This window comes from Succinivibrio faecicola, assembly GCF_019448115.1.
Classification (GTDB): Bacteria; Pseudomonadota; Gammaproteobacteria; order Enterobacterales; family Succinivibrionaceae; genus Succinivibrio; species Succinivibrio faecicola.
The window spans coordinates 1-20,319 of record NZ_JAGFNY010000016.1; the positions used below are offsets into that span (position 1 = coordinate 1).

The following is a 20,319-nucleotide window of genomic DNA, read 5'->3' on the forward strand; positions in this document are numbered from 1 at the left end:
TACCTACAGATTGGCTGTCAGGTAGTAATTTTATAAATACCCTTGATTTTCAAATAGTTACTAAGATCTTGGGTATGTTATTTAATAATGATTTTTTCATAATAACCTCTCAATCATTTTTATTTACAAGAATAATTTAAGAGTTCTTTGTTAAGTTTTTGTCCTGATATTGTTATTTTTGATATGTAATAGAAAATATCCTTTATAAAAATAAAGCCTAGGATAAAAACCTAGGCCTTGAAGATATGGATGTACCTGCTGTTTTTAATGTTTATACCAGAAAAATTGCAGGTTATAAAAAGTTAAAACAAACCTTTGATGAAGGCTACTACATCACTTACAGAAATATTTGTTAATCCTGAAACTAAAATAATGATGATTAGGATTGGAATAATGAATCTTACAAGGATCAGGAATGGAATTAACCATATGAATTTAACTTTTCCATATGAAGTTAATTCAGACCATAACTGAGTTGTAGTCATCTTATAGCCAACAAATAATGCTGCACCTAAGCCAGTCAATGGAAGAATAATCTTTGCTGTAAAGAAGTCTAAGAAGTCAAAGATATTCATATTAAAGATAAGAATATCACTTAGAGGTCCCATTGAAAGTGAAGCTACTGCACCGATTGCTAAAAGCAAAATAGATACAATAGTTGCTGACTTGGTTCTTGAGATCTGTGCTCTTTCTGCGATGAATGCAGTTGAAACCTCATGTAAGAAGATAGTTGAGGTTAATGCTGCAAGTAACAGGATTCCATAGAATGCACTTGGAATTAACCAGTTCAAGAAAGCATGATCATGTAATGCTGAGTTGAATACATTTGGCAGTGAAATGAATACAAGTCCTGCACCCTGAGCTGGTGACATGCCTGCAACAGAGAAAACTGCCGGAAAGATAATCAGACCTGCTAGAATTGCAACTAGAGTATCTAAAGATGCAACTGATAGAGCTATTCTATTTAGGTTAACGTCTCTTCTGAAGTAAGAAGCGTAAGTTACAAGACCCATACCAAGAGAGAATGAGTAGAAGCACTGACCTACTGCAGATAGAACGACATCAGGGGTAATATCGTCAAAGTTTAGCTTAAATAAGAATTCGTAACCTTTTGCAGCACCTGGCATTGTTGCAGAGAAGATTACAAGCATAATCATAATGATGAATAGAGCTGGAACTAGGATCTTTGATGATCTTTCAATGCCCTTACGAACACCTGATACAATAACAACATGGATGATAGCTGTTACAATAAATAGGCAGATTAAAGGTTTATACGGATTAGATACAAATGATCCGAAAAATTCTGCAGAGGTTCCTAAAGTACCATCATCATGAACTGATAAAAATGAACCTGCAGTTACTGCTTCAGCTGTATAGTAGAATACCCATCCGACAACAACGTTATAGTAAGTAAGAATAGTAAATGCTACAAAAACAGAACCAATTCCTATAATTTTCCACCAGGAATTAGGGGCTAGAACGCTATATGCGTTACCCACGTTAGCTCTTGCATGGCGACCAATTGCAAATTCAGAAATTAATAAAGGTATACCAAAAATCAGAATAACTGCAATATAAACAATAAGGAATGCTGAACCGCCGTTTTCACCTGCCTGAGTTGGAAATCTCCAGATGTTTCCTAGACCAACAGCTGAACCTGCAGCTGCAAGTAAGCCACCAAGTTTAGAGGCAAATCCAATGCGATCTGAACTCATAAAATTCTCCAATATAAATAAATTTTTTAGGTTATGCACCAAATTTGCTCGCTATTATAAAGGTTTTTGTTATCAATATGAAATCATTTGACGATATTGCTCTAATATTAGGCAATTAGAATAATAAAAAAGCAGGAAGTGATTAAAACTGCCTGCCTAAAATAGGAATAAGTATGAACCGTTTATGTTTATAGACCTAGAAGAGGTTTGATTAGTTCGCACCACTTTTTAATTCTTTCATCTGTAAGCTCAGGCTGATTATCTTCATCAATAGCAAGACCTACAAAATGATCATGATCTAGTAGTGGAAGTGGAGATGTAAAGTCATAACCCACAGTAGGCCAGAATCCAACAAATTTTGCTCCTCTGTACTGGAATGTTTCATATAGCATTCCCATACCATCAAGGAATGTATCAGGATACCCTACTTGATCTCCAGTACCAAACAGAGCTACAGTCTTACCTGTAAAATCCATTTTCTGAAGACTTGGCATGAAATCATTCCAATCTTCCTGTAACTCTCCAATACTCCATGTAGAAGTACCGATTATTAACTTGTTGTAATCATTCATTTTTTCGCCACTCTGTGAGATATTAAAAATATCCACTTTGTCAGCGCCAAGCTCATTAACAATTTTCTGAGCTATTTCACCAGTGATTCCAGTGTATGTTCCATAAAATAGAGCAACTTCTTTCATCTTATCTCCACAAGCTTATCTCAAAAGGTTGAGAATATAAGCTGGCCTCGAAAGTATCTTCTTTAGCCAAAATTCATAAGGTCCGTATATTATATTAAAACTCAGATCTTTTGAAACAATAGATGAAAACCTTTATCAAATATAAGGTAATAAATTTTCTCTATAAGGATAAAATATTTTCAGTTCAAATAAATAATTATTGGAATGAATCATGAATAACTATATTGTTGATGAAAGTAAGTTTTTAATCTCTGATGAAGATGATTCTCTTATATTTCCTGAAGATTATAAACTTTCAAGCGGAATTGTCATTTCTTCATATGAGGATGGCACAGATAAATGGGAACTTTATACAAGTAAAGATGGTGAACATTATATTTTAGCTGTTAATTCTGAACTTCACGATAAGTGGATTGATTCAGAATTACTCAAGAATGAGGATTTTCAAGAGATTCATTTAGGTCAGATTCCTGTTTTTCTTATTTTTTCAAAGATTTCTCAGAAAATTAGCAGATTAAACTCAATTAGAGATGTTAGTTCAGCAACATTTGCAAATGCAATTTTTTCGGCTTTCGTAAACACAAGAAGCCATGATATAGAATCAAATTTAAGAGATGGCATTTATATTGAAAAATTCTCTTTGATTCTTCCAACCTATTCTCTTGTATCAAAAGTATCTGATAAGGCTTTGTTTAATAATGTGTTGTCATCAAAATTAGAGCCAGAGGATTTATCTGCTCCTGGTGATATTAACGATACTCTTTCTTATTCATTTGTTTTTAATCAGTTAAAAAAGAAAGGACTTGTTTGTTCTTATTATGAGCCACTTTTAGAATCAGGACAGAATGTTGATGACTTTATGCAAAATAGCAAAAAGGATGCTATTGTGTTGTCTCCTCTGATAAGCAAGGAGCATTATCAGCTGATTGATACATCTTCTGACTATTACTTGCTATTACTCGATAAACTTTTTGCAAATGCTCTGATTGAATCAAAGCTATTAAGACTTATTGATGCAAAGAGTGTTTCTGTTAATGGAGATAACTATTACCTTCTGACCTTGAGTAAGGATAATGCTTTAGAACTGCTATCTGACAGATATAAGGGAATCAGTTTACAGATGGCTTATAGACTTGCAGTTTCCATAAGAAGAACAAGAAATCTTGTTCCTAGAGCTGTTCTGTCTGATGCTCTTTACATTGAACAGTTAAATTTACTATTCCCTGATAAATTCTCAGGCGGCGATAAAGGTGATGATAAGACTTTAATGTTAGATATAATCAACCACGGTCCTTACGCATTATCTCCATTTTTAATTGATATAAATGATGATTTAATTTATATCGCCACCAGATAGAAAAACAAAAGCCTCGAACTTAAAAAAGTCCGAGGCTTAATTTTGATTTCTCAAAAACTAATCTTTAGCAGATTCGATCTGAGATTTCAGATTTTCCTGTTTCTTTTCATTCATCTTCTGCTTAACTTCAGCTGGTACATACTTAGTAAAGTATCTCATTACAAGTACGAAGAATACAGGAACATAGAAAATTGCAAGTACAGTAGCTGTTAACATACCACCGATAACGCAGATACCGATTTCATTTCGTCCTGCAGAGCCTGCACCAGAGCTGATTGCTAAAGGTACAACGCCAAGAATAAAAGCCATTGAGGTCATTAAGATAGGACGGAATCTCAATCTTGCCGCGTGAATAACAGCTTCTGTCAGACGTTCACCATTGTCATACAGGTCTTTTGCGAATTCAACAATCAAAATAGCATTCTTTGATGCTAGACCCACTGTTGTAAGCAGACCAACCTGGAAGTAAACGTCGTTAGCTAGTACTGTTTTGAATGGTAGGTATTGAGTTAGAAGGGCTGAAATAATAGCACCAACGATACCTAGAGGCACAACTAGCATAACAGCGAAAGGAATTGACCAGCTTTCGTACAGAGCTGCAAGTGACAGGAACACAACAAGTAGTGAAACCAGATATAGTGCAGGACCCTGAGCGCCAGCCAACTGTTCCTGATAAGAAACACCGTACCAAGAAATACCATAGCCTGGAGGTAAAACCTCATCTGCAATTCTCTGCATTTCAGCCATAGCCTGACCTGAGGACACACCAGGAGCTGCTGCACCCTGAATTTCAACAGCTGCAGTACCATTAAATCTTTCTAATCTTGGTGAGCCGTAACTCCACTCAGAAGATGCAAATGCATTGAATGGAACCATGTTACCTGAGTTACTCTTTACATACCACTTAGAAAGATCTGATTCAGACATTCTGTCTTTTGCTTCGGCCTGAAGATAAACCTTCTTAACTCTGTTTCTGTCCATGAAGTTGTCAATATAAGCAGAACCCCATGCAGCAGAAATAGTTGTATTGATAGCAGATGGAGTAACTCCAAGAGACATTGCCTTTTCATAATCAATGTTCAGTTTTAACTGAGGAGTATCGTCCATGCCGTTAGGTCTTACCTGAACAACTAAAGGTGACTGAGAAGCTGCATACAGATACATATTTCTAACTTTGATGAGTTCATCATGTCCCTGAGAAGACTGATCAACAAGGAATAGGTCAAAACCGTTTGCTGTACCAAGTTCAGGAATTGCAGGTAAGTTGAAAGCGAATGCTAGACCGTCACGAATACCGCCCATTAAAGGCATATAAGAACGAACCTGAATTTCATCAGCGTGCTGATCTGCTCTCTTTCTTTCATCCCAATTCTTTAGTTTTACGAATCCCATACCGGCATTCTGACCACTACCTGCAAAAGAGAAACCAGAAACAAGCATGATTGATTCAACATTTTCTCTTTCAGCACCTAGGAAGTAATCCTTAATCTGAGAAAGAACGCTATTTGTTTTTTCAAGTGTTGAACCTGCTGGTAACTGAGCCATGGTTAACAGAACACCCTGATCCTCACTTGGTAAGAATGCACTAGGAATTCTAGTAAAGCCAAAACATAGAACAGCAATAATTGCAAAATAGTAGCAGATGTATCTGCCTATTCGTTTTACGATAATATTTACATGCTCTTGATACTTCTTAGAAATATAAGCAAAGAATTTGTTCCATAATGCAATGACCTTTCTTACAGGTGCATACAGGCTATCAAATTTATCATTGAGTTTTGTAAACCATGTAGCCTTCTTTTGCGCATCTTTCTCAGAAGGTGGTAAAAGAATTGTTGCACAAAGTGCAGGTGTAAGGATAATTGCTACGACAACTGACAGAACCATCGCTGATACGATAGTAATGGAGAACTGTCTGTAAATAATACCAGTAGAGCCACCGAAGAATGCCATAGGTACGAATACTGCAGAAAGAACTAGAGCAATACCAATTAGTGCACCAGTGATTTCTTCCATTGACTTTACGGTAGCCTGTTTTGGTGTAAGATTTGGCTCTTCATTGAGAATACGCTCTACGTTTTCTACCACAACAATAGCATCGTCAACCAACAGACCGATTGCCAGCACCAGGCCGAACATTGTTAGGGTATTAATAGAGAATCCGAAAGCCTGCATTACAGCGAAAGTACCTAAAAGAACAACAGGAACTGTAATGGTAGGGATCAGAGTTGCTCTGAAATTCTGTAAGAACAGATACATGATCAAGACAACCAGAATGATTGCTTCAATCATGGTATGGAATACCTCATTGATAGAAACTTCAATGAATAAAGTTGTATCAAATGGATAAACAAGATCAACCCATTCAGGGAAATAAGGTTGGAATTTTTTGATTGTTTCTTTTACATTATGAGCTGTTTTAAGAGCATTAGCACCGGAAGCTAGCTTTACTGCAAGTGCGGCACTAGGCTTTCCGTTTAAGCGTCCTTCAAAGTTGTAATTTTCAGAACCAAGCTCGATTCTTGCTACATCTTTTAGATATACCTTTGTTCCGTCTGTGTTTACACGAAGAAGAATATTTTCAAATTGTTCTACGTTTTCTAAACGCTTCTGACCAGTAATTGAGTATGCATACATCTGACCTGGAGAGGCTGGCATACCACCTAAAGAACCATAGGTAACCTGAGCATTCTGTGCCTGAATTGCAGCAGAAATTTCGTTTACTCCAATTGAATAATTATTAAGTTTCTTAGGATCAAGCCAGATTCTCATTGCATATTTAGAACCGAATAGCTGTAAAGATCCCACACCATCAACACGAGAAAGAGGTTCTTTCAAGTTTGATTCAAGATAGTCTGCAACGTCAGCTGATTTATGTTCATCATCATTTACAACTAATGATGCAACCAATAAGAATGAGTCAGTTGATTTTGAAACGTCGATACCGTTTTGCTGAACAATTGATGGTAGCTGAGACTGAGTCTGCTGCATCTTGTTCTGAACCTGAACCTGAGCAATATCAGGATTAGTACCAGGTTCGAATGTAATGTTGATTCTTGCAGAACCGTAAGAATCAGATGTTGCAGACATGTACATGAAACCATCAAGACCAGTCATATTCTGCTCAATAATCTGAGTTACAGATCTTTCAACGGTCTGAGCGTCAGCACCAGGATAGTTTGCAGAAATAGAAACTGAAGGTGGTGCAATAGTAGGATACTGCGATACAGGTAGAGTGTTAACTGAGAACAGTCCTACCAACATGATACATATAGCAATAACCCATGCAAAAATAGGTCTATTGATAAAGAAACGAGCCATTTTCTTTTATCCTATAATTATTTCTTCTGCTGATTCATCTGCTGTAGTTGCATAGCAGCTTTCATTTTTGCGTCGATAGGGGTTACAGGTACACCTACACGGATCTTCTGTGTATTTGATGTAATAACCTTGTCACCAACCTTAAGGCCTCTTAGAACAACATATGTATTGTTATCAATCTGGCCACCTAATTCTAGCTTCTGTTTTGCAACAAGACCTTTCTCATCAACAATGTAAGCATAGGTTGTTCCGTTAGCTTCTCTGATCACGCCTTCAGCTGTAACTAAAAGAGCATTTGGAGTTATACCCTGATTAATTTCAGCTCTGATAAAAATACCAGGAAGAATTACGTGCTCTGGATTTGGAACAATTGCTCTTAAGTTTACCATGCCGGTTGTTTCATCAACGCTTACCTCAGTAAACTCAACAGTTCCTTCATGCTTGTATTTGATACCATTTGAGAAGAATATTGAAACTTTTGCCTTTCCGTCATTTAACAGTTTACCTGTTGTAAGATTCTGGCGTAATGCAATATATTCTTCTGCAGTCTGACCTAAGTCTACATAGATTGGATCAAGCTGCTGAATAGTTGTAAGAGGAGTTACCTGACCTGCAGATACTAAAGCACCTTCAGTGATGTTTGATCTGCTGATTGTGCCTGTGATAGGTGCATATACCTTTGTATAAGCTAGATCGATATTAGCTTTGTTTAAAGATGCTTCTGCTGATTGAACTGCAGCTTTTGCTGCAAGATATGCAGCCTCAGCCTCATCATAGGTCTGTTTACTAACAGCCTTATCCTGTAACAGACTAGCAAATCTTTCAGCCTTACGCTTTAAAGGAATAAGAGATGCTTTTGCACTTTCATAAGCAGCTTTTGCAGACTTTACATTATTCTCATAGATGCTTGGATCAATCTGATATAACTGCTGCCCCTGCTGTACAATAGCACCTTCTTCAAATAATCTCTTTTGAAGAATACCTGAAACCTGAGGTCTTACTTCAGCCTTTCTTGTAGGATTTGCTCTTCCTGAAAGGTGAGAGATAACAGGAACATCTTTCTGTACTACCTCAAAAATATCAACCGGCATAGCACCGTGCTGCTGTTGAGGTGCCTTACCGCATGCTGATGTAAGAGAAAGAGATGCAATAACAAAACTAGATAGAAGATACTTTTTTAAATTTGTCTTGTGCATTGAAATTTCCTTCAAAAGAATTCTTTTATTTGTATATAAATACAACCATGTTTTATAAAGAATAATTCTCTGATAACAGAATATTATCTTAGAAAAAAGATTTTTATGTAATAGGCAATAGTGTGAAATATGTATGTAAAAGAAATTATTTATTATTTTTTTTCACGTATATGGGCTAATACATCTATAAAAAAGCGAATTTGCTATGATATTATACATACAAGTTGTATAGGAGAGGTAAATGAAATGCCAAGGCGTACTTTAGAAAATGCAATGCAGACAAAGAAAAAAATCTTGGAAACTGCTCAAAGACTTTTTAGCAGAAGGGGATTTGAGAGAACAAGTTTGTCTGATATAGCAAAAGGCGCTGGATGCACCAGAGGTGCAATATACTGGCACTTTGAGAATAAAGAAGAGCTTTTAATGTCTCTTTTAGAGAGTCTTGAGCAGGAACAGTTTGGTATGGAATTCCTAAATGACGCTTGTGATCCAAACTCATATAATCCATTATCAAAATTAAAAAAATGGTTGTCAGCTCTGTGCGATGAGAAAAACATTGCTCTATTAAATTCAACTTTAATTTCCATGGTTATTATGATTTTTAATGGTGGATCTAATCCTGAATTAAAAGAGATGATGCAAGAGAGACGTATTCAAAAAAATGAGCTGATAGCAAAGGCTCTAAAGAATATAGTATCAAAAGGTCAATTACCTTCAGATTTAATAATTGATCTTGCAGTAGAGCACCTATGCGTTTTTATTGTTGGCACTTTTCACAGAAGTCGTGTTACCAACACTAACGTTTTGAAGAATAATTTTCCTCTGTTTATAGAGCTTGAGTTTAAGGCTATCAGAGAATTGACAGAAGAAAAGCTTAGAACAAACAGCCTTCCTTAATTGTTCCGTCAGGATTTAATCCAACCGACGCAGCATCAATTCCCTTTTCTGCAACAATCTTTGCTGTAGCAGGAAGAGGTCTTGGTTTTTTGAACTTGTCCACAGCAACATAAGTAATATTCGCTTCAGTTACTAAATCTCTTTCAGCATGTTCATTTGTTTCGCTTTCAATGAGCTTCTTAACCCAAATTTCTAGGTGTATCTTCATTGAAGTTGTTCCAACATGAATGCATTTTCCATAGCAGCAAACAACATCTCCAACAGATACTGGTTTTAAAAATGACATTCCCTCAACAGCAGCAGTCACTACACGTCCGTTTGCAACTTCTCTGCCTAATATTGCTCCTGCAATATCCATCTGAGACATTATCCAACCACCAAATATATCCCCATAAGGATTTGTATCACCTGGCATCGCTAGTGTTCTTAGTAGCAAGTTTCCTTGAGGGATTCTTTTTTCATTAACATCCATTTTCATGAAATTTGTACCTTATATGTAATATGATTTGTTAGTATAATAAAATACTGGCTAATCAAATTATAGTTGGAATTTTATGGAACAGTCATATCTTGATTTACAAAGACAGCAAGAGCATCTGAAGAATGTTTCAAGAACATTTGCTTTTACCATTCCATTTCTTCCATCAGATTTAGTTGATTATATTTCAAACGCATACCTTTTGTGTCGTATTGCAGATACAATTGAGGATGATCCGAAAGCTCATCCATCTTCAAAAATATCATGGCTCAATTGCTTTGCTCAGTTCTGTCATAACGATTTTTCTGATGAAGAATCATTATTAACTCTCCATAAACATGCCTTATCAATTACTAAAGAAGGTGCAAAAAAAGAGGAATATGCACTCTTAGAAGATATGATTTTAGTAATTCAAAGAACAAGACAGTATCCCTTAAAGGTAAGAGAGATATTAAGCAGAGGTGTAGCCATTTTAAGTTTTGGCATGGCAAGAAGTATTAATGGGATTACTATAAGTTCACTTCAGGATGTAGACAGATACTGCTATTTTGTTGCAGGTGTTGTAGGTGAACTTCTTGCTGCTTTGTTTGCATATAGTAACAACAAGATTGATAAATATGCTCTGATCAATCTATCTGTAAGTTTTGGTGAAGGATTGCAACTTACAAATATATTAAAAGACAGGGCTGAAGATGCTAAAAGAGGAGTTTCTTTTCTGCCTGCAGTTGATAAAGCTGATGATTCAATGACAAAGCAGGGAAGAGAATATATTGAATATGCTCAGGGGCATTTAACAGATGCAATTGATTTTATTCAGATGATCCCAGCATCATCATATGGGATAAGAATGTTCTGCCTATTGAATGTAGTTATGGCAACAGCTACTTTAAAGAAAATTCATAAATATGATTTAGCAGGAATAAAACATTTAAAAATTACAAGACGGCAGGTGAAGACTTTGTATGTTCTTTGTAAATTATGTGCTTGCAGCAATCTTTTGGTAAGAATGCTGTTTAGATTTGTTAGTTTTGGCGTTCGAGCAAAAAGAAGATCTCCAAAAGATTTGAGATCATCTGTTTCGTTCTGGGACAAAACAGCAAGTCTGTTAACTTTTGAAAGACAGGAAGAAGAGTAATGTTCATTCAAATTGTAAAATATTTTGTTATACCACTATTATCTTTATCAATTACATTTCCATCTTTTGCAAAAGATTACAAGATAGATAAGGATTACAAGATTGTATCTGAGAAAAAGACACAGACTCCTGAAATCAGAGAGTTCTTTTCTTTCTACTGTAGTCATTGTTATTCAATGAGAAAAAACTTTAAGGAAATAGCTTATAAATTTAAAGACAAAGCAAAGTTTGAGCTTAATCCTGTTGGCTTAATCGGTGGAGATATTGGTGTTGAATCTCAAAAAGGTTATGTCGTAGCTCAAAATATGGGTATTGCAGATGAATACTCAAAAAGATTGTTCTCACAGGTACACGAAAAAGAGCAGATCCCACAAGATCATGAGTATTTTGTAAAGATTTTTGAAGGAATGGGAATTTCTGCTGATAAGGTAAACGCTGATTACAACTCATTTGTTACATTAGGTAGGGTTGCTCAGTTCGATAAACTTACATCTAAATATAAAATTGAAGCTGTTCCAGAGATTGTTATCAATGGAAAATATCTAATAGTTTCTGAAGATATTGAATCTGTTGAAGATTATGTATCTTTAATTGACTATTTGTTAACACTGCCTTAAAAATTAAACAGGTCTTACAAATGTAAGACCTGTCTTCTATATCCTATAAGAAATCATTACTTATTTCTTATTCTTTTCTGATTCATAATCATTAAGCATCCTTTCGAGAAGAGCATCTTTTCTTTCCCACAATGATCTTACATACATTGTAAAATCGTGTTTAAACTGCTTATCTTCTAGATAATTACCTTTTAGGCTCTCATCAATTTTTAAAATATCTACATTTACATAGATATTCTTGATTCTTCCTTTCATCATGTCGACGAAAGCTTTTTTCTGATTATCAGGATAAAAATATGTAACATCAAATAGATATTCAATTTCCTGTCCGATTTCAGAGATTGCTACACCAAGTGAAGCTGCTTTTGGTGGAAGCAGGTACTTATAAGGTGATTTAGCTTTCTTTGCCTTTTCTTTAGTATATCTACTGCCTTCAACAAAGTTTATTAAAGTTGCAGGGAATTTGATAAGTCTCTTACATGCTGCCTTTGTTGTTTCAATATCTTTTGTTCTAAGTTTTGGATTCTTTAGAAGTTTTTCTTTTGGATATCTTCTAAGGAATGGCATTCCTAATGCATAGCATGCAAGACCTGCAAATGGTATATAAATTAAGGAGTGCTTCATGAAGAACTTGGTTGTTGGAATATTACCTTTAAATACGCATCCCATGAATAAAATATCAAGCCAACTTAGGTGGTTTGATATAACGATACAGGATTTTTTTGTCTTAGGAATATTATCCCCGCTTATGTGCCATTTGACATTGTTTGTAAGCCTAATTATGCAGCGGTTAAAAAATACCCATGTTCTGTATAAGTGATAATTTGTTTTTTCAATTAGAACTGTCACTACATCAAAAGGCAGACAGAACTTTATTATGCCAAGTAGCATCATTGGTGTAGCAATGATTATTACATTAAGCGATATAAGGATACAGTTTATAAGTAAAATTATTGGTGATGGTAAAAAGGAAAGCATAATAATTCCCAAGTCAAACAACATAAAACGTGACCATTTTACCAAAAAATAACAAAAATGTTATTTTTGCAAAAAATCGAACATAATTATAACTATGTTCCATTTTTTGGTGTATACTGATTTCAGTTTATTTTTATTTTAAGAGTAATTTTTTGCAAAATATTATGTAAGGTTTTGATTCATTTTTTATCACTGCAAAATGAAAAGATAACTTTGATAAGTGATAAAATCTTGAATATTGCTTATATAAAAGTTCAGTATATTGAGGAAAATAAAATGGCAGATAATACCAAGTATATATGGTTCAATGGCAAGATGGTTCCATGGGCAGACGCAAAGGTTCACGTTACAGCTCATGCATTACACTACGGCTCTGCTGTGTTTGAGGGTATTCGTGCCTATGCAACCAAGAATGGTCCACAGATTTTCCGTTTAAAAGAACACATTGATCGTTTATTTAATTCTGCAAAGATCTATCGTTTCCCTATTGCTCAGACAAAAGAGGAAATCATGGATGCTTGTAAGAAGGTTATCTCAGAGAACGGTCTTGAGTACGGTTATATTCGTCCATTAATCTTCATGGGTGAAGTAGGTCTTGGCGTTAAGTTCAAGAAAGGCGTTAACGCTGATGCTATGGTATGTGCAATGCCATGGGGTGCTTACCTTGGCGAAGAGGGCTTAAAGAAGGGTATTAAAGTATGCATTTCTTCATGGAGAAGATTAGCTCCTGATACAATTCCTACAGAAGCAAAGGCTGCTGGTAACTACCTGTCATCAATTCTGATTGCAAATGAGTGTACAAACAACGGTTACACTGAGGCTATTGCATTAGATACAAATGGCTACATTTCAGAAGGTTCAGGCGAGAACGTATTCTTCGTAAAAGATGGCGTTTTATATACTTCTCCAAATACTTCTGGTTTATTACCTGGTATAACAAGAGATGCTGTAACCAAGGTTGCCCAGAGCTTAGGCTATGAGGTTCGTACTCAGCCAATTCCTCGTGAGATGGTATATCTTGCAGATGAAATGTTCTTCACTGGTACAGCTGCTGAAATCACTCCAATTGCTTCAGTAGACGGTATCGATGTTGGTTGTGGTTATAGAGGTCCTGTAACTGAGAAATTGCAGAATGCATTCTTCGCAATCGTAAGAGGTGAAGTTGAGGACAAGTATGGTTGGTTAACTCCAGTCAACAAATAATAGCTTCTAGTTAAATGACCCACTAGTAGTGGGTCATTTTCGCTTAAAGATAGTTAATTTTCTGTATTTGGAAATACTGTATATTCAAGAGAATCAAGGGAATATAGTTTTATGGCAAACAATTACCGTTCAAAGGTTACCTACGAAGGCAAGATTATGGCAGGTGCCCGTGCTTTATGGAAAGCAACAGGTGTAAAAGACAGCGATTTTGGTAAACCAATTATTGCTGTAGCCAATTCTTTTACTCAGTTTGTTCCAGGTCACGTTCATTTACACGAAGTAGGACAGCTTGTTGTTCAGGAAATTGAAAAGGCAGGTGGTATTGCCAAGGAATTCAATACTATTGCTGTTGACGATGGTATTGCAATGGGGCACACCGGTATGCTTTATTCACTGCCAAGCCGTGATATTATTGCTGATTCTGTTGAATACATGGTAAATGCTCACAAGGCTGATGCTTTAGTTTGTATTTCAAACTGCGATAAAGTTACTCCTGGTATGCTGATGGCATCTATGAGACTGAATATTCCTGTAATTTTTGTTTCAGGCGGTCCTATGGAAGCTGGAAGAATGGATGACTGCGACCATAAGGTTGATCTAATTGATGCAATGATCGTTTCAGCTGAGCCAAACGTATCAGACGAAAGAGTAAGAGCTGTTGAATCTGCAGCTTGCCCAACATGCGGTTCATGTTCTGGTATGTTTACAGCAAACTCAATGAACTCATTAACAGAAGCTTTAGGTTTATCTTTACCTGGAAACGGCTCATTAGTTGCAACTCACGCATTTAGAAAAGAATTATTTGTTAAGGCTGCACACAGAATCGTTGAAATGGCTAAAGCTCATTATGAGCAGGGCGACAATTCTGTACTCCCTCGTTCAATTGCAACAAAGGATACATTTGAAAATGCAATGAGCCTTGATATTGCAATGGGTGGTTCAACCAACACTGTTCTTCATTTATTAGCTGTTGCTCAGGAAGCTGGTGTTGATTTTACAATGAAGGATATTGATCGTCTTTCAAGAAAAATCCCTCACATCTGTAAGATGTCACCATCAACTCCACTTTGGCATATGGAAGATCTCCACAATGCTGGCGGTATCATGAATATCATGGCTCAGTTAAAGAAGAAGAACCTGCTACATCTTGAAAGCCGCACTGTGCTAGGCATGTCTTTAGGTGAGCAGATCGATAAGTACGATCTTGAAAAGACAACTGATGCTGATGTAAAGAGATTCTATTCAGCCTGTGCTGGTGGCAAATACAATATCAAGGCTTTCAGCCAGTCAAATACTGTAGATAAATTAGATACTGATCGTGTTAACGGCTGTATTCATGATTTAGACCATGCATACTCTCAGGATGGCGGTCTAGCTGTTTTATACGGTAACTTAGCTGAAAACGGCTGTATTGTTAAGACTGCGGGTGTTGATTCTTCTATCCTTAAATTTGTTGGCCCAGCAAGAATCTTTGAAAGCCAGGAAGCTGGTGTAGAAGGTATTCTTGGTGGCAAAGTTAAAGAAGGTGATGTTGTTATTATTCGTTATGAAGGCCCACGTGGTGGTCCTGGCATGCAGGAGATGTTATATCCAACATCATATATTAAGTCTGTAGGTCTTGGAAAGAAATGTGCTCTTGTAACTGATGGTCGTTTCTCTGGTGGTTCATCAGGTCTTTCAATTGGTCACGTTTCACCAGAAGCAGCTAACGGCGGTAACATTGGTCTTCTTGAAGAAAATGATATTATCAAGATTGATATTCCAAACAGAACAATTTCTATGGATGTTTCTGATGAAGAGTTAGCTGCAAGACGTGCAAAGATGGAAGCACGTGGCAACAAGGCATGGCAGCCAGAAAACAGAGACAGAGATATCACCTTTGCTCTTAAGGCTTATGCAAAGCTTGCATCAAGCGCTGATAAGGGTGGTGTTCGTGATAGAAGCAAGCTAGAGGGCCTATAATATGTCAGGTGATAAGCAGCTAGATGCTCAGGGGTATCTTAAAAAGATACTACTTGCAAGAATATACGATCTTGTAAAAGTTACACCTTTACAGAAGTTAGATAATTTATCTTCACGTCTAGGTGTGAATGTAATGCTTAAAAGAGAGGATTATCAGAAGATCCACTCATTTAAGTTACGTGGTGCTTACCATAAGATTAAGAATCTTGATGAAGCCGCTCTAAAGGCAGGTATTATTACTGCATCTGCAGGTAACCACGCACAGGGTGTTGCACTTTCAGCAAAGCAGTTAGGTATTAAGGCAACAATTGTAATGCCTACTACAACACCTGATCTAAAGATTGATGCTGTACGTAATTATGGTGCTGAAGTTGTTCTTTATGGCGACAGCTTTAATGAATCATACGACTATGCACAGCAGTGCGCAAAGAAGAAGGGATTAACCATGATCCCTCCTTATGATGATCCTGATGTAATTGCAGGTCAGGGAACCATTGCACACGAAATCATCGGCCAGTGTGACAGCATCGATACTATCTATGTTCAGATTGGTGGTGGCGGTCTTGCTGCAGGTATTGCAGTTTACATTAAATCATTACTTCCTCATATTAAAGTAATCGGTGTTGAATCTGAAGGTTCAGCTTGTATGAAGGCAGCTCTAAAGGCTGGTAAACCAGTTGATATCGGCTATGTATCTCATTTTGCTGATGGTGTTGCAGTAAGTAAGGCTGGTACTGAAACATTCAGAGTTTTAAGTAAATATCTTGATGACATTGTTACCTGTTCAAATGATGAAATCTGTGCAGCAATGAAAGATATCTTTGATGATACTAGAGCAATTGCCGAACCATCAGGTGCACTTTCATTAGCTGGTTTAAAGAAGTACGTTAGAGAAAATAACATTAAGTCTGGCAATCATATAGCAATTCTGTCAGGTGCAAATGTTAAGTTCCATACTCTTCGTATGGTTGCAGAGCGTTGTGATGTCGGTGAGATGTCAGAAGGTATTCTTTCTGTTGAAATCCCTGAAAAGATCGGTGCATTCCTTGATTTTACCAAGGCAATCGGATCAAGAGCTGTTACAGAGTTCAGCTACCGTTATAACAGTTCACAGGGTGCAAGAGTATTTGCATCAGTGGAACTTACTGATGGAAAGAAGGAATTAAACGAGATTTGCAAGTCATTAAAGAAGAGTGGTTATCTTGTAACCGATCTTACGGATGATGTTCTTGCAAAGGATCATTTAAGATACATGGTAGGTGGTCATCCTGCAGCAAACTTAAATGAAAGATTGTTCCTATTTGAGTTCCCATCAACTGCTAATGCATTGGTAAGATTCTTAGAAACACTTGGTAATGCCTATAACATTACACTGTTCCACTTCCGCATTACAGGTTTAGAGTTCTGCTCTGTACTTTGTGGTCTGGATGTAACAGGAAAAGAAGATGGTGTTAATGACTTCATTAAGGCTGTTGGTTACCCTGTTGAAGAAGTAACATCTAATACTGCATATCAGCAATTGATCAAGTAATGAAAGGTTTATTAGTATCTTTATTGCTTTGCTCTCTGTCTTTTGCTTCAGTAGCAAAAGATGGAGAGTTCAGTGAGTTTGTAAAAGATAATTCTGTTTTTTATGAGAATCAGGATGGCACAGCTTCTGCCTCTTTAAGCATACTTGCTCCAATAGCTAATCTTTCAACAACAAAAGAATATGCTCAGTATGTAATGGATTCTTATAGAGGATGGAATCTCAATGCAGTAATTCAGCATCAAGGATTCTCTTTCAGATTTGTTGATAACGCTCCATGTGTTGGTCTTGTAACATACTTTGATGGCAGATCATATCTTTTCTTTAAGGCCTGTGGAAATATCAAAAAGGACAGTTTAAAAGAGCTTTACAAAAAAGCTAATGAAAAACTGAAGATTTCCGATATTTTAAAGAAACAGTATAAAACAAATATATACTAAAAATAAGAGGAGATTTTAAAATCTCCTCATCTTTTCTATATTGTGCTTTGCTTAAATAAATTACTTCAATGCCAGAGCTCTATTGTCTGCTAGAACAGCATTAACTTTAGCATACCATTCAGTTGCTTCGGTATAATTCTGTAGGTTAGACTGAATAGATCCTAGTTTTAAGTAAATATCGCAAGAAGGCTCAATAGATAGAGCTTGCTTGTAATCTTCATATGCTTCTTTTAGAAGTCCTGACTTAAACTCAAGGTTTGCCATGGCTTTAAGTAATGGCAGATTAACCTGGGTTGTGATTACATTTTTAGAAGCATATTTCTTTAATGCAACTAATACCTCAGGAATAGCAATTTCCCAGTTTGAAATGCTGTTTAAGAAATCTCTATCAGGCTCTTTTTTCAGAATAGAAAGACTCAATTGACATGCCTTGTTTACATCGCCTAACTGAATTAGCTTATAAACAAATGATCCCATGATTCTTGCATCTTTTTTGTCGTTTTTTGAAAGTTTCTTCATAAGATCGTCAATACCAGTCAGATCGTTTACAGAACGAAGTTCACTTTCAATATACTTAAGATAGAAATCACGCGCTTCACTATCGTTAATTACCTTGTATTTAAGTAAACTAGGTGTGATTTCGACGATATTGGACAGTTTATTAAGTTTCTTGAAGCACTTTAAGTAGAGCTTATATACAAAGGCATTTTTTACAGAGCCTTTTGTATTATCAAGGCACTCAAGAGCAACTTTAGCATTACCAACATCATAGTTTAATTTTGCACGAACAATATCAGATGCTAATTTTGCCTGTTTTCCTCTTCTCTGAGCCTCGTCTAAAGCCTGACGAGTATAGTCGTAAAGACCAATATGGAAAGCTGCTTGAGCAGCAACTAGCAGTGATTTTTCAGACATTTTCTTGATGTCAGCTGAATGCTTTAACAAAGCAAGTGTATTGTCATACTGTCCTTGTTCAAAAGAAATTATGGCCTCATCTTGCAATGATAGCTTTCTTTTAAAAGAATGTTGTCTGAATGCAGAAAGAGTGTTCTTTGGAATAAGGTATACCTTTTTTACAAAAGTGCACAAAAAATATAGAGCAAAGATACTTGATAAATAAAGAATTATTGCTGTAGTAATAGAAGTCTCAATAACATGGGATGCTGTGGCAATATGTATGTATCCTTGCGAATCAGCTAAAAGCGGACCAACAACAACAGCAAGGCAAGTAATGATAATGAAAACAATCAGCTTAACCATTATTTATTACCTTCTTTTTCAGTAGAAAGATTCACATTAGAAGCAAGGATCTTTTCTTGTGAACGATTAACTTTTGCTTGCTGTTGTGCAATAGTAGACTGCTTTTTATTTGTTTTCTTTTCATGAACACTCTTCTCAACAGAATTCTTTTCTACCTTATACAGATGGAATCTATCTGTTGCAATATTCTGGAATTTCTCATAGCTTGAAAGTGAGCCTTTGCTTTTGTAGGTAATAGTTTGTTTGATTAGCTCATCTAAACTTTCAAGAGAACTTGAAACAAGCTCACTGTTTGGATCAAAGTATGCTTTTAACTGTTGATTTACCTGAGACAGATTCTGGATAAAGGATTCTTGATCCTGATTGAATATTGCAACTTTTGCAAGAAGAATTTCTGTCTGAATATTCTTCACTAGGATTTTTGTCTGATCAGGTGATAAGAACTGGTTAACGATATTTTCGTCACGTCTTCTTACTTCAATAAAGCGAGAAGAAAAGTCCTTTAATGACTCTAACAGATTGTTTTTCCAGTCTTTAATCTCTGCTGTTTTTGCATTCTGTTCAGATTCGAATTTATCCCTGTTTGCTCTTAAGAACTCGTTTAAAGGCATCTGAGCAACTGCATTGTAAATGCAGTCAAGCTTCATGTTCATGCCCCTAATATCAAGAACAGGAAGAGCCTTTAGTTTTGCGATGTCCTTACTTAAAGCCTCTCTTAGACGAATTATTTCATCCTCATCAATTTTGGCAATCAGGATATCAGCTCTTTCAAGATTTAATAGTGCTGCACTCACGTCGTCAGTCAGCTCGAGAATATTCTGAGCATTTGTTACAAGGAAGTAACTCTGTGCAATGAGCCAGTCATTTGGTTTTCTATCTTCATAATCTTTCAATCTGTTTGATACTGATTGAGTATTGGCTCCATATAATTCAACAAGTTGTTTTAAATCCTCGGTGCTTGTTTTAATTACATTGTTGTTGGCAATAATCTGGGAGTTTTGTGTGAAAAGCTCATCCATTCTGGCATCTTTTGCTTTCACTTCATTACTTAAAGATTCAACTTTTAAAGCTTTGTCTGAAACTTCTAATCTTGTAGCTTCAATTTTGCTTGCTAATTCGTTTATATCATCAAATCTGTGCTGATGAAAATAGTATGCTCCAAAGCCAGCACCAGAAATAACAGCAATCATCAGTGCTGTTAATACATTGATTTTTGTTTTTAGAGAACGTATTTCTCCTGATACGGCGGTCTCTTCTTTTATGCTGTTGTTCTTATTTTTAGTATCAGTCATATTTTCTTCTTTATGATTATTCGCTTCCACAGGTTTATTATCTGATGAAGGTCTGTATTTGCTTTCACTATGAAGTAAATCTTTTGCAACTTCTTCAATGGCAATGGCCTCTTTCTCAAGCTGCTCAAGAGTTTGTTCTTGACTGTTTGCTTGTACGTGTTCGCTTGAATTTTGTGAGTCGATGTTTGTCTGCTTTAATTTCTTTTCATCCATTTTATGAATGCTCACTTTAGTATATA

At 36.1% G+C, this 20,319-nt stretch carries 16 protein-coding genes; 8 read left to right on the forward strand and 8 right to left on the reverse strand.

The window, feature by feature from the left end; genetic code table 11:
• Window positions 1-302 precede the first annotated feature (302 nt).
• Entirely contained in the window at window positions 303-1,718 is a 1,416-nt protein-coding gene (locus tag J5V48_RS05655; protein WP_219937600.1) for a sodium-dependent transporter, read from the reverse strand.
• 188 nt (window positions 1,719-1,906) lie between these two features.
• Window positions 1,907-2,416, reverse strand: a complete 510-nt coding sequence (locus tag J5V48_RS05660; protein ID WP_219937601.1) for a flavodoxin — start codon at window positions 2,414-2,416, stop codon at window positions 1,907-1,909.
• A 211-nt stretch (window positions 2,417-2,627) separates the two neighbouring features.
• Between J5V48_RS05660 and J5V48_RS05665 the strand changes: the two genes are divergently transcribed.
• Window positions 2,628-3,773 (forward strand): hypothetical protein, encoded by a 1,146-nt coding sequence (locus tag J5V48_RS05665; protein ID WP_219937602.1) that lies wholly within the window; start codon window positions 2,628-2,630, stop codon window positions 3,771-3,773.
• A gap of 57 nt (window positions 3,774-3,830) precedes the next feature.
• On the opposite strand, the gene J5V48_RS05670 is transcribed toward J5V48_RS05665, so the two are convergent.
• Both J5V48_RS05670 and J5V48_RS05675 read right to left on the reverse strand, forming a co-directional pair.
• Window positions 3,831-7,094 (reverse strand): efflux RND transporter permease subunit, encoded by a 3,264-nt coding sequence (locus J5V48_RS05670; protein WP_219937603.1) that lies wholly within the window; start codon window positions 7,092-7,094, stop codon window positions 3,831-3,833.
• A 17-nt stretch (window positions 7,095-7,111) separates the two neighbouring features.
• Window positions 7,112-8,290, reverse strand: a complete 1,179-nt coding sequence (locus tag J5V48_RS05675) for an efflux RND transporter periplasmic adaptor subunit (protein ID WP_219937604.1) — start codon at window positions 8,288-8,290, stop codon at window positions 7,112-7,114.
• A 246-nt stretch (window positions 8,291-8,536) separates the two neighbouring features.
• On the opposite strand from J5V48_RS05675, the gene J5V48_RS05680 reads away from it, so the two are divergent.
• Window positions 8,537-9,187: a TetR family transcriptional regulator gene (locus J5V48_RS05680; protein WP_219937605.1), complete on the forward strand. Its 651-nt coding sequence runs from the start codon at window positions 8,537-8,539 to the stop codon at window positions 9,185-9,187.
• On the opposite strand, the gene yciA is transcribed toward J5V48_RS05680, so the two are convergent.
• Complete coding sequence (gene yciA / locus J5V48_RS05685) at window positions 9,165-9,665, reverse strand: acyl-CoA thioester hydrolase YciA (protein WP_331853164.1); 501 nt, start codon at window positions 9,663-9,665, stop codon at window positions 9,165-9,167. The genes J5V48_RS05680 and yciA overlap by 23 nt on opposite strands.
• A 76-nt stretch (window positions 9,666-9,741) precedes the next feature.
• On the opposite strand from yciA, the gene J5V48_RS05690 reads away from it, so the two are divergent.
• Both J5V48_RS05690 and J5V48_RS05695 read left to right on the forward strand, forming a co-directional pair.
• Window positions 9,742-10,800: a squalene/phytoene synthase family protein gene (locus tag J5V48_RS05690; protein ID WP_219937606.1), complete on the forward strand. Its 1,059-nt coding sequence runs from the start codon at window positions 9,742-9,744 to the stop codon at window positions 10,798-10,800.
• Window positions 10,800-11,417 (forward strand): thiol:disulfide interchange protein DsbA/DsbL, encoded by a 618-nt coding sequence (locus tag J5V48_RS05695; protein ID WP_219937607.1) that lies wholly within the window; start codon window positions 10,800-10,802, stop codon window positions 11,415-11,417. Before J5V48_RS05690 ends, J5V48_RS05695 begins: the two co-directional genes overlap by 1 nt.
• A 60-nt stretch (window positions 11,418-11,477) precedes the next feature.
• On the opposite strand, the gene J5V48_RS05700 is transcribed toward J5V48_RS05695, so the two are convergent.
• Window positions 11,478-12,395: an acetyltransferase gene (locus tag J5V48_RS05700; protein WP_219937608.1), complete on the reverse strand. Its 918-nt coding sequence runs from the start codon at window positions 12,393-12,395 to the stop codon at window positions 11,478-11,480.
• Window positions 12,396-12,671: 276 nt separating this feature from the next.
• Here J5V48_RS05700 and J5V48_RS05705 point away from each other — a divergent pair, with 276 nt between their 5' ends.
• The 4 genes from J5V48_RS05705 to J5V48_RS05720 all read left to right on the forward strand — a co-directional run bounded on the left by J5V48_RS05705 (window position 12,672) and on the right by J5V48_RS05720 (window position 17,528).
• Window positions 12,672-13,598, forward strand: a complete 927-nt coding sequence (locus tag J5V48_RS05705; RefSeq protein WP_219937609.1) for a branched-chain amino acid transaminase — start codon at window positions 12,672-12,674, stop codon at window positions 13,596-13,598.
• 111 nt (window positions 13,599-13,709) lie between these two features.
• Window positions 13,710-15,560 (forward strand): dihydroxy-acid dehydratase, encoded by a 1,851-nt coding sequence (gene ilvD, locus J5V48_RS05710; protein WP_219937610.1) that lies wholly within the window; start codon window positions 13,710-13,712, stop codon window positions 15,558-15,560.
• A 1-nt stretch (window position 15,561) separates the two neighbouring features.
• The gene (gene ilvA / locus J5V48_RS05715) at window positions 15,562-17,091 is read left to right on the forward strand and encodes a threonine ammonia-lyase, biosynthetic (protein ID WP_219937611.1); all 1,530 of its coding nucleotides are present in this window, start codon (window positions 15,562-15,564) and stop codon (window positions 17,089-17,091) included.
• Window positions 17,091-17,528 carry a hypothetical protein gene (locus J5V48_RS05720; RefSeq protein ID WP_219937612.1) on the forward strand — a complete coding sequence of 146 codons (438 nt, stop codon included), beginning with the start codon at window positions 17,091-17,093 and terminating at the stop codon, window positions 17,526-17,528. The genes ilvA and J5V48_RS05720 overlap by 1 nt, the downstream gene beginning before the upstream one ends.
• Window positions 17,529-17,588: 60 nt before the next feature.
• Here the strand turns inward: J5V48_RS05720 and J5V48_RS05725 are convergent, their stop codons facing one another.
• Together J5V48_RS05725 and J5V48_RS05730 are read right to left on the reverse strand one after the other, a co-directional pair.
• Window positions 17,589-18,788 (reverse strand): heme biosynthesis HemY N-terminal domain-containing protein, encoded by a 1,200-nt coding sequence (locus J5V48_RS05725; RefSeq protein ID WP_219937613.1) that lies wholly within the window; start codon window positions 18,786-18,788, stop codon window positions 17,589-17,591.
• A complete protein-coding gene (locus J5V48_RS05730; protein WP_219937614.1) occupies window positions 18,788-20,293 on the reverse strand; it encodes a uroporphyrinogen-III C-methyltransferase in 1,506 nt (501 codons plus the stop codon). Before J5V48_RS05730 ends, J5V48_RS05725 begins: the two co-directional genes overlap by 1 nt.
• Window positions 20,294-20,319: the final 26 nt, after the last annotated feature.

What these genes read in the sequence shown, in the direction of transcription:
- J5V48_RS05665 (WP_219937602.1), top strand. Translation starts at nt 2,628, where the DNA reads ATGAATAACTATATTGTTGATGAAAGTAAGTTTTTAATCTCTGATGAA.
- J5V48_RS05720 (WP_219937612.1), top strand. Translation starts at nt 17,091, where the DNA reads ATGAAAGGTTTATTAGTATCTTTATTGCTTTGCTCTCTGTCTTTTGCT.
- J5V48_RS05695 (WP_219937607.1), top strand. Translation starts at nt 10,800, where the DNA reads ATGTTCATTCAAATTGTAAAATATTTTGTTATACCACTATTATCTTTA.
- ilvA (WP_219937611.1), top strand. Translation starts at nt 15,562, where the DNA reads ATGTCAGGTGATAAGCAGCTAGATGCTCAGGGGTATCTTAAAAAGATA.
- yciA (WP_331853164.1), bottom strand. Translation starts at nt 9,665, where the DNA reads ATGAAAATGGATGTTAATGAAAAAAGAATCCCTCAAGGAAACTTGCTA.
- J5V48_RS05655 (WP_219937600.1), bottom strand. Translation starts at nt 1,718, where the DNA reads ATGAGTTCAGATCGCATTGGATTTGCCTCTAAACTTGGTGGCTTACTT.
- J5V48_RS05675 (WP_219937604.1), bottom strand. Translation starts at nt 8,290, where the DNA reads ATGCACAAGACAAATTTAAAAAAGTATCTTCTATCTAGTTTTGTTATT.
- J5V48_RS05690 (WP_219937606.1), top strand. Translation starts at nt 9,742, where the DNA reads ATGGAACAGTCATATCTTGATTTACAAAGACAGCAAGAGCATCTGAAG.
- J5V48_RS05660 (WP_219937601.1), bottom strand. Translation starts at nt 2,416, where the DNA reads ATGAAAGAAGTTGCTCTATTTTATGGAACATACACTGGAATCACTGGT.
- J5V48_RS05670 (WP_219937603.1), bottom strand. Translation starts at nt 7,094, where the DNA reads ATGGCTCGTTTCTTTATCAATAGACCTATTTTTGCATGGGTTATTGCT.
- ilvD (WP_219937610.1), top strand. Translation starts at nt 13,710, where the DNA reads ATGGCAAACAATTACCGTTCAAAGGTTACCTACGAAGGCAAGATTATG.
- J5V48_RS05705 (WP_219937609.1), top strand. Translation starts at nt 12,672, where the DNA reads ATGGCAGATAATACCAAGTATATATGGTTCAATGGCAAGATGGTTCCA.
- J5V48_RS05680 (WP_219937605.1), top strand. Translation starts at nt 8,537, where the DNA reads ATGCCAAGGCGTACTTTAGAAAATGCAATGCAGACAAAGAAAAAAATC.
- J5V48_RS05725 (WP_219937613.1), bottom strand. Translation starts at nt 18,788, where the DNA reads ATGGTTAAGCTGATTGTTTTCATTATCATTACTTGCCTTGCTGTTGTT.
- J5V48_RS05730 (WP_219937614.1), bottom strand. Translation starts at nt 20,293, where the DNA reads ATGGATGAAAAGAAATTAAAGCAGACAAACATCGACTCACAAAATTCA.
- J5V48_RS05700 (WP_219937608.1), bottom strand. Translation starts at nt 12,395, where the DNA reads ATGCTTTCCTTTTTACCATCACCAATAATTTTACTTATAAACTGTATC.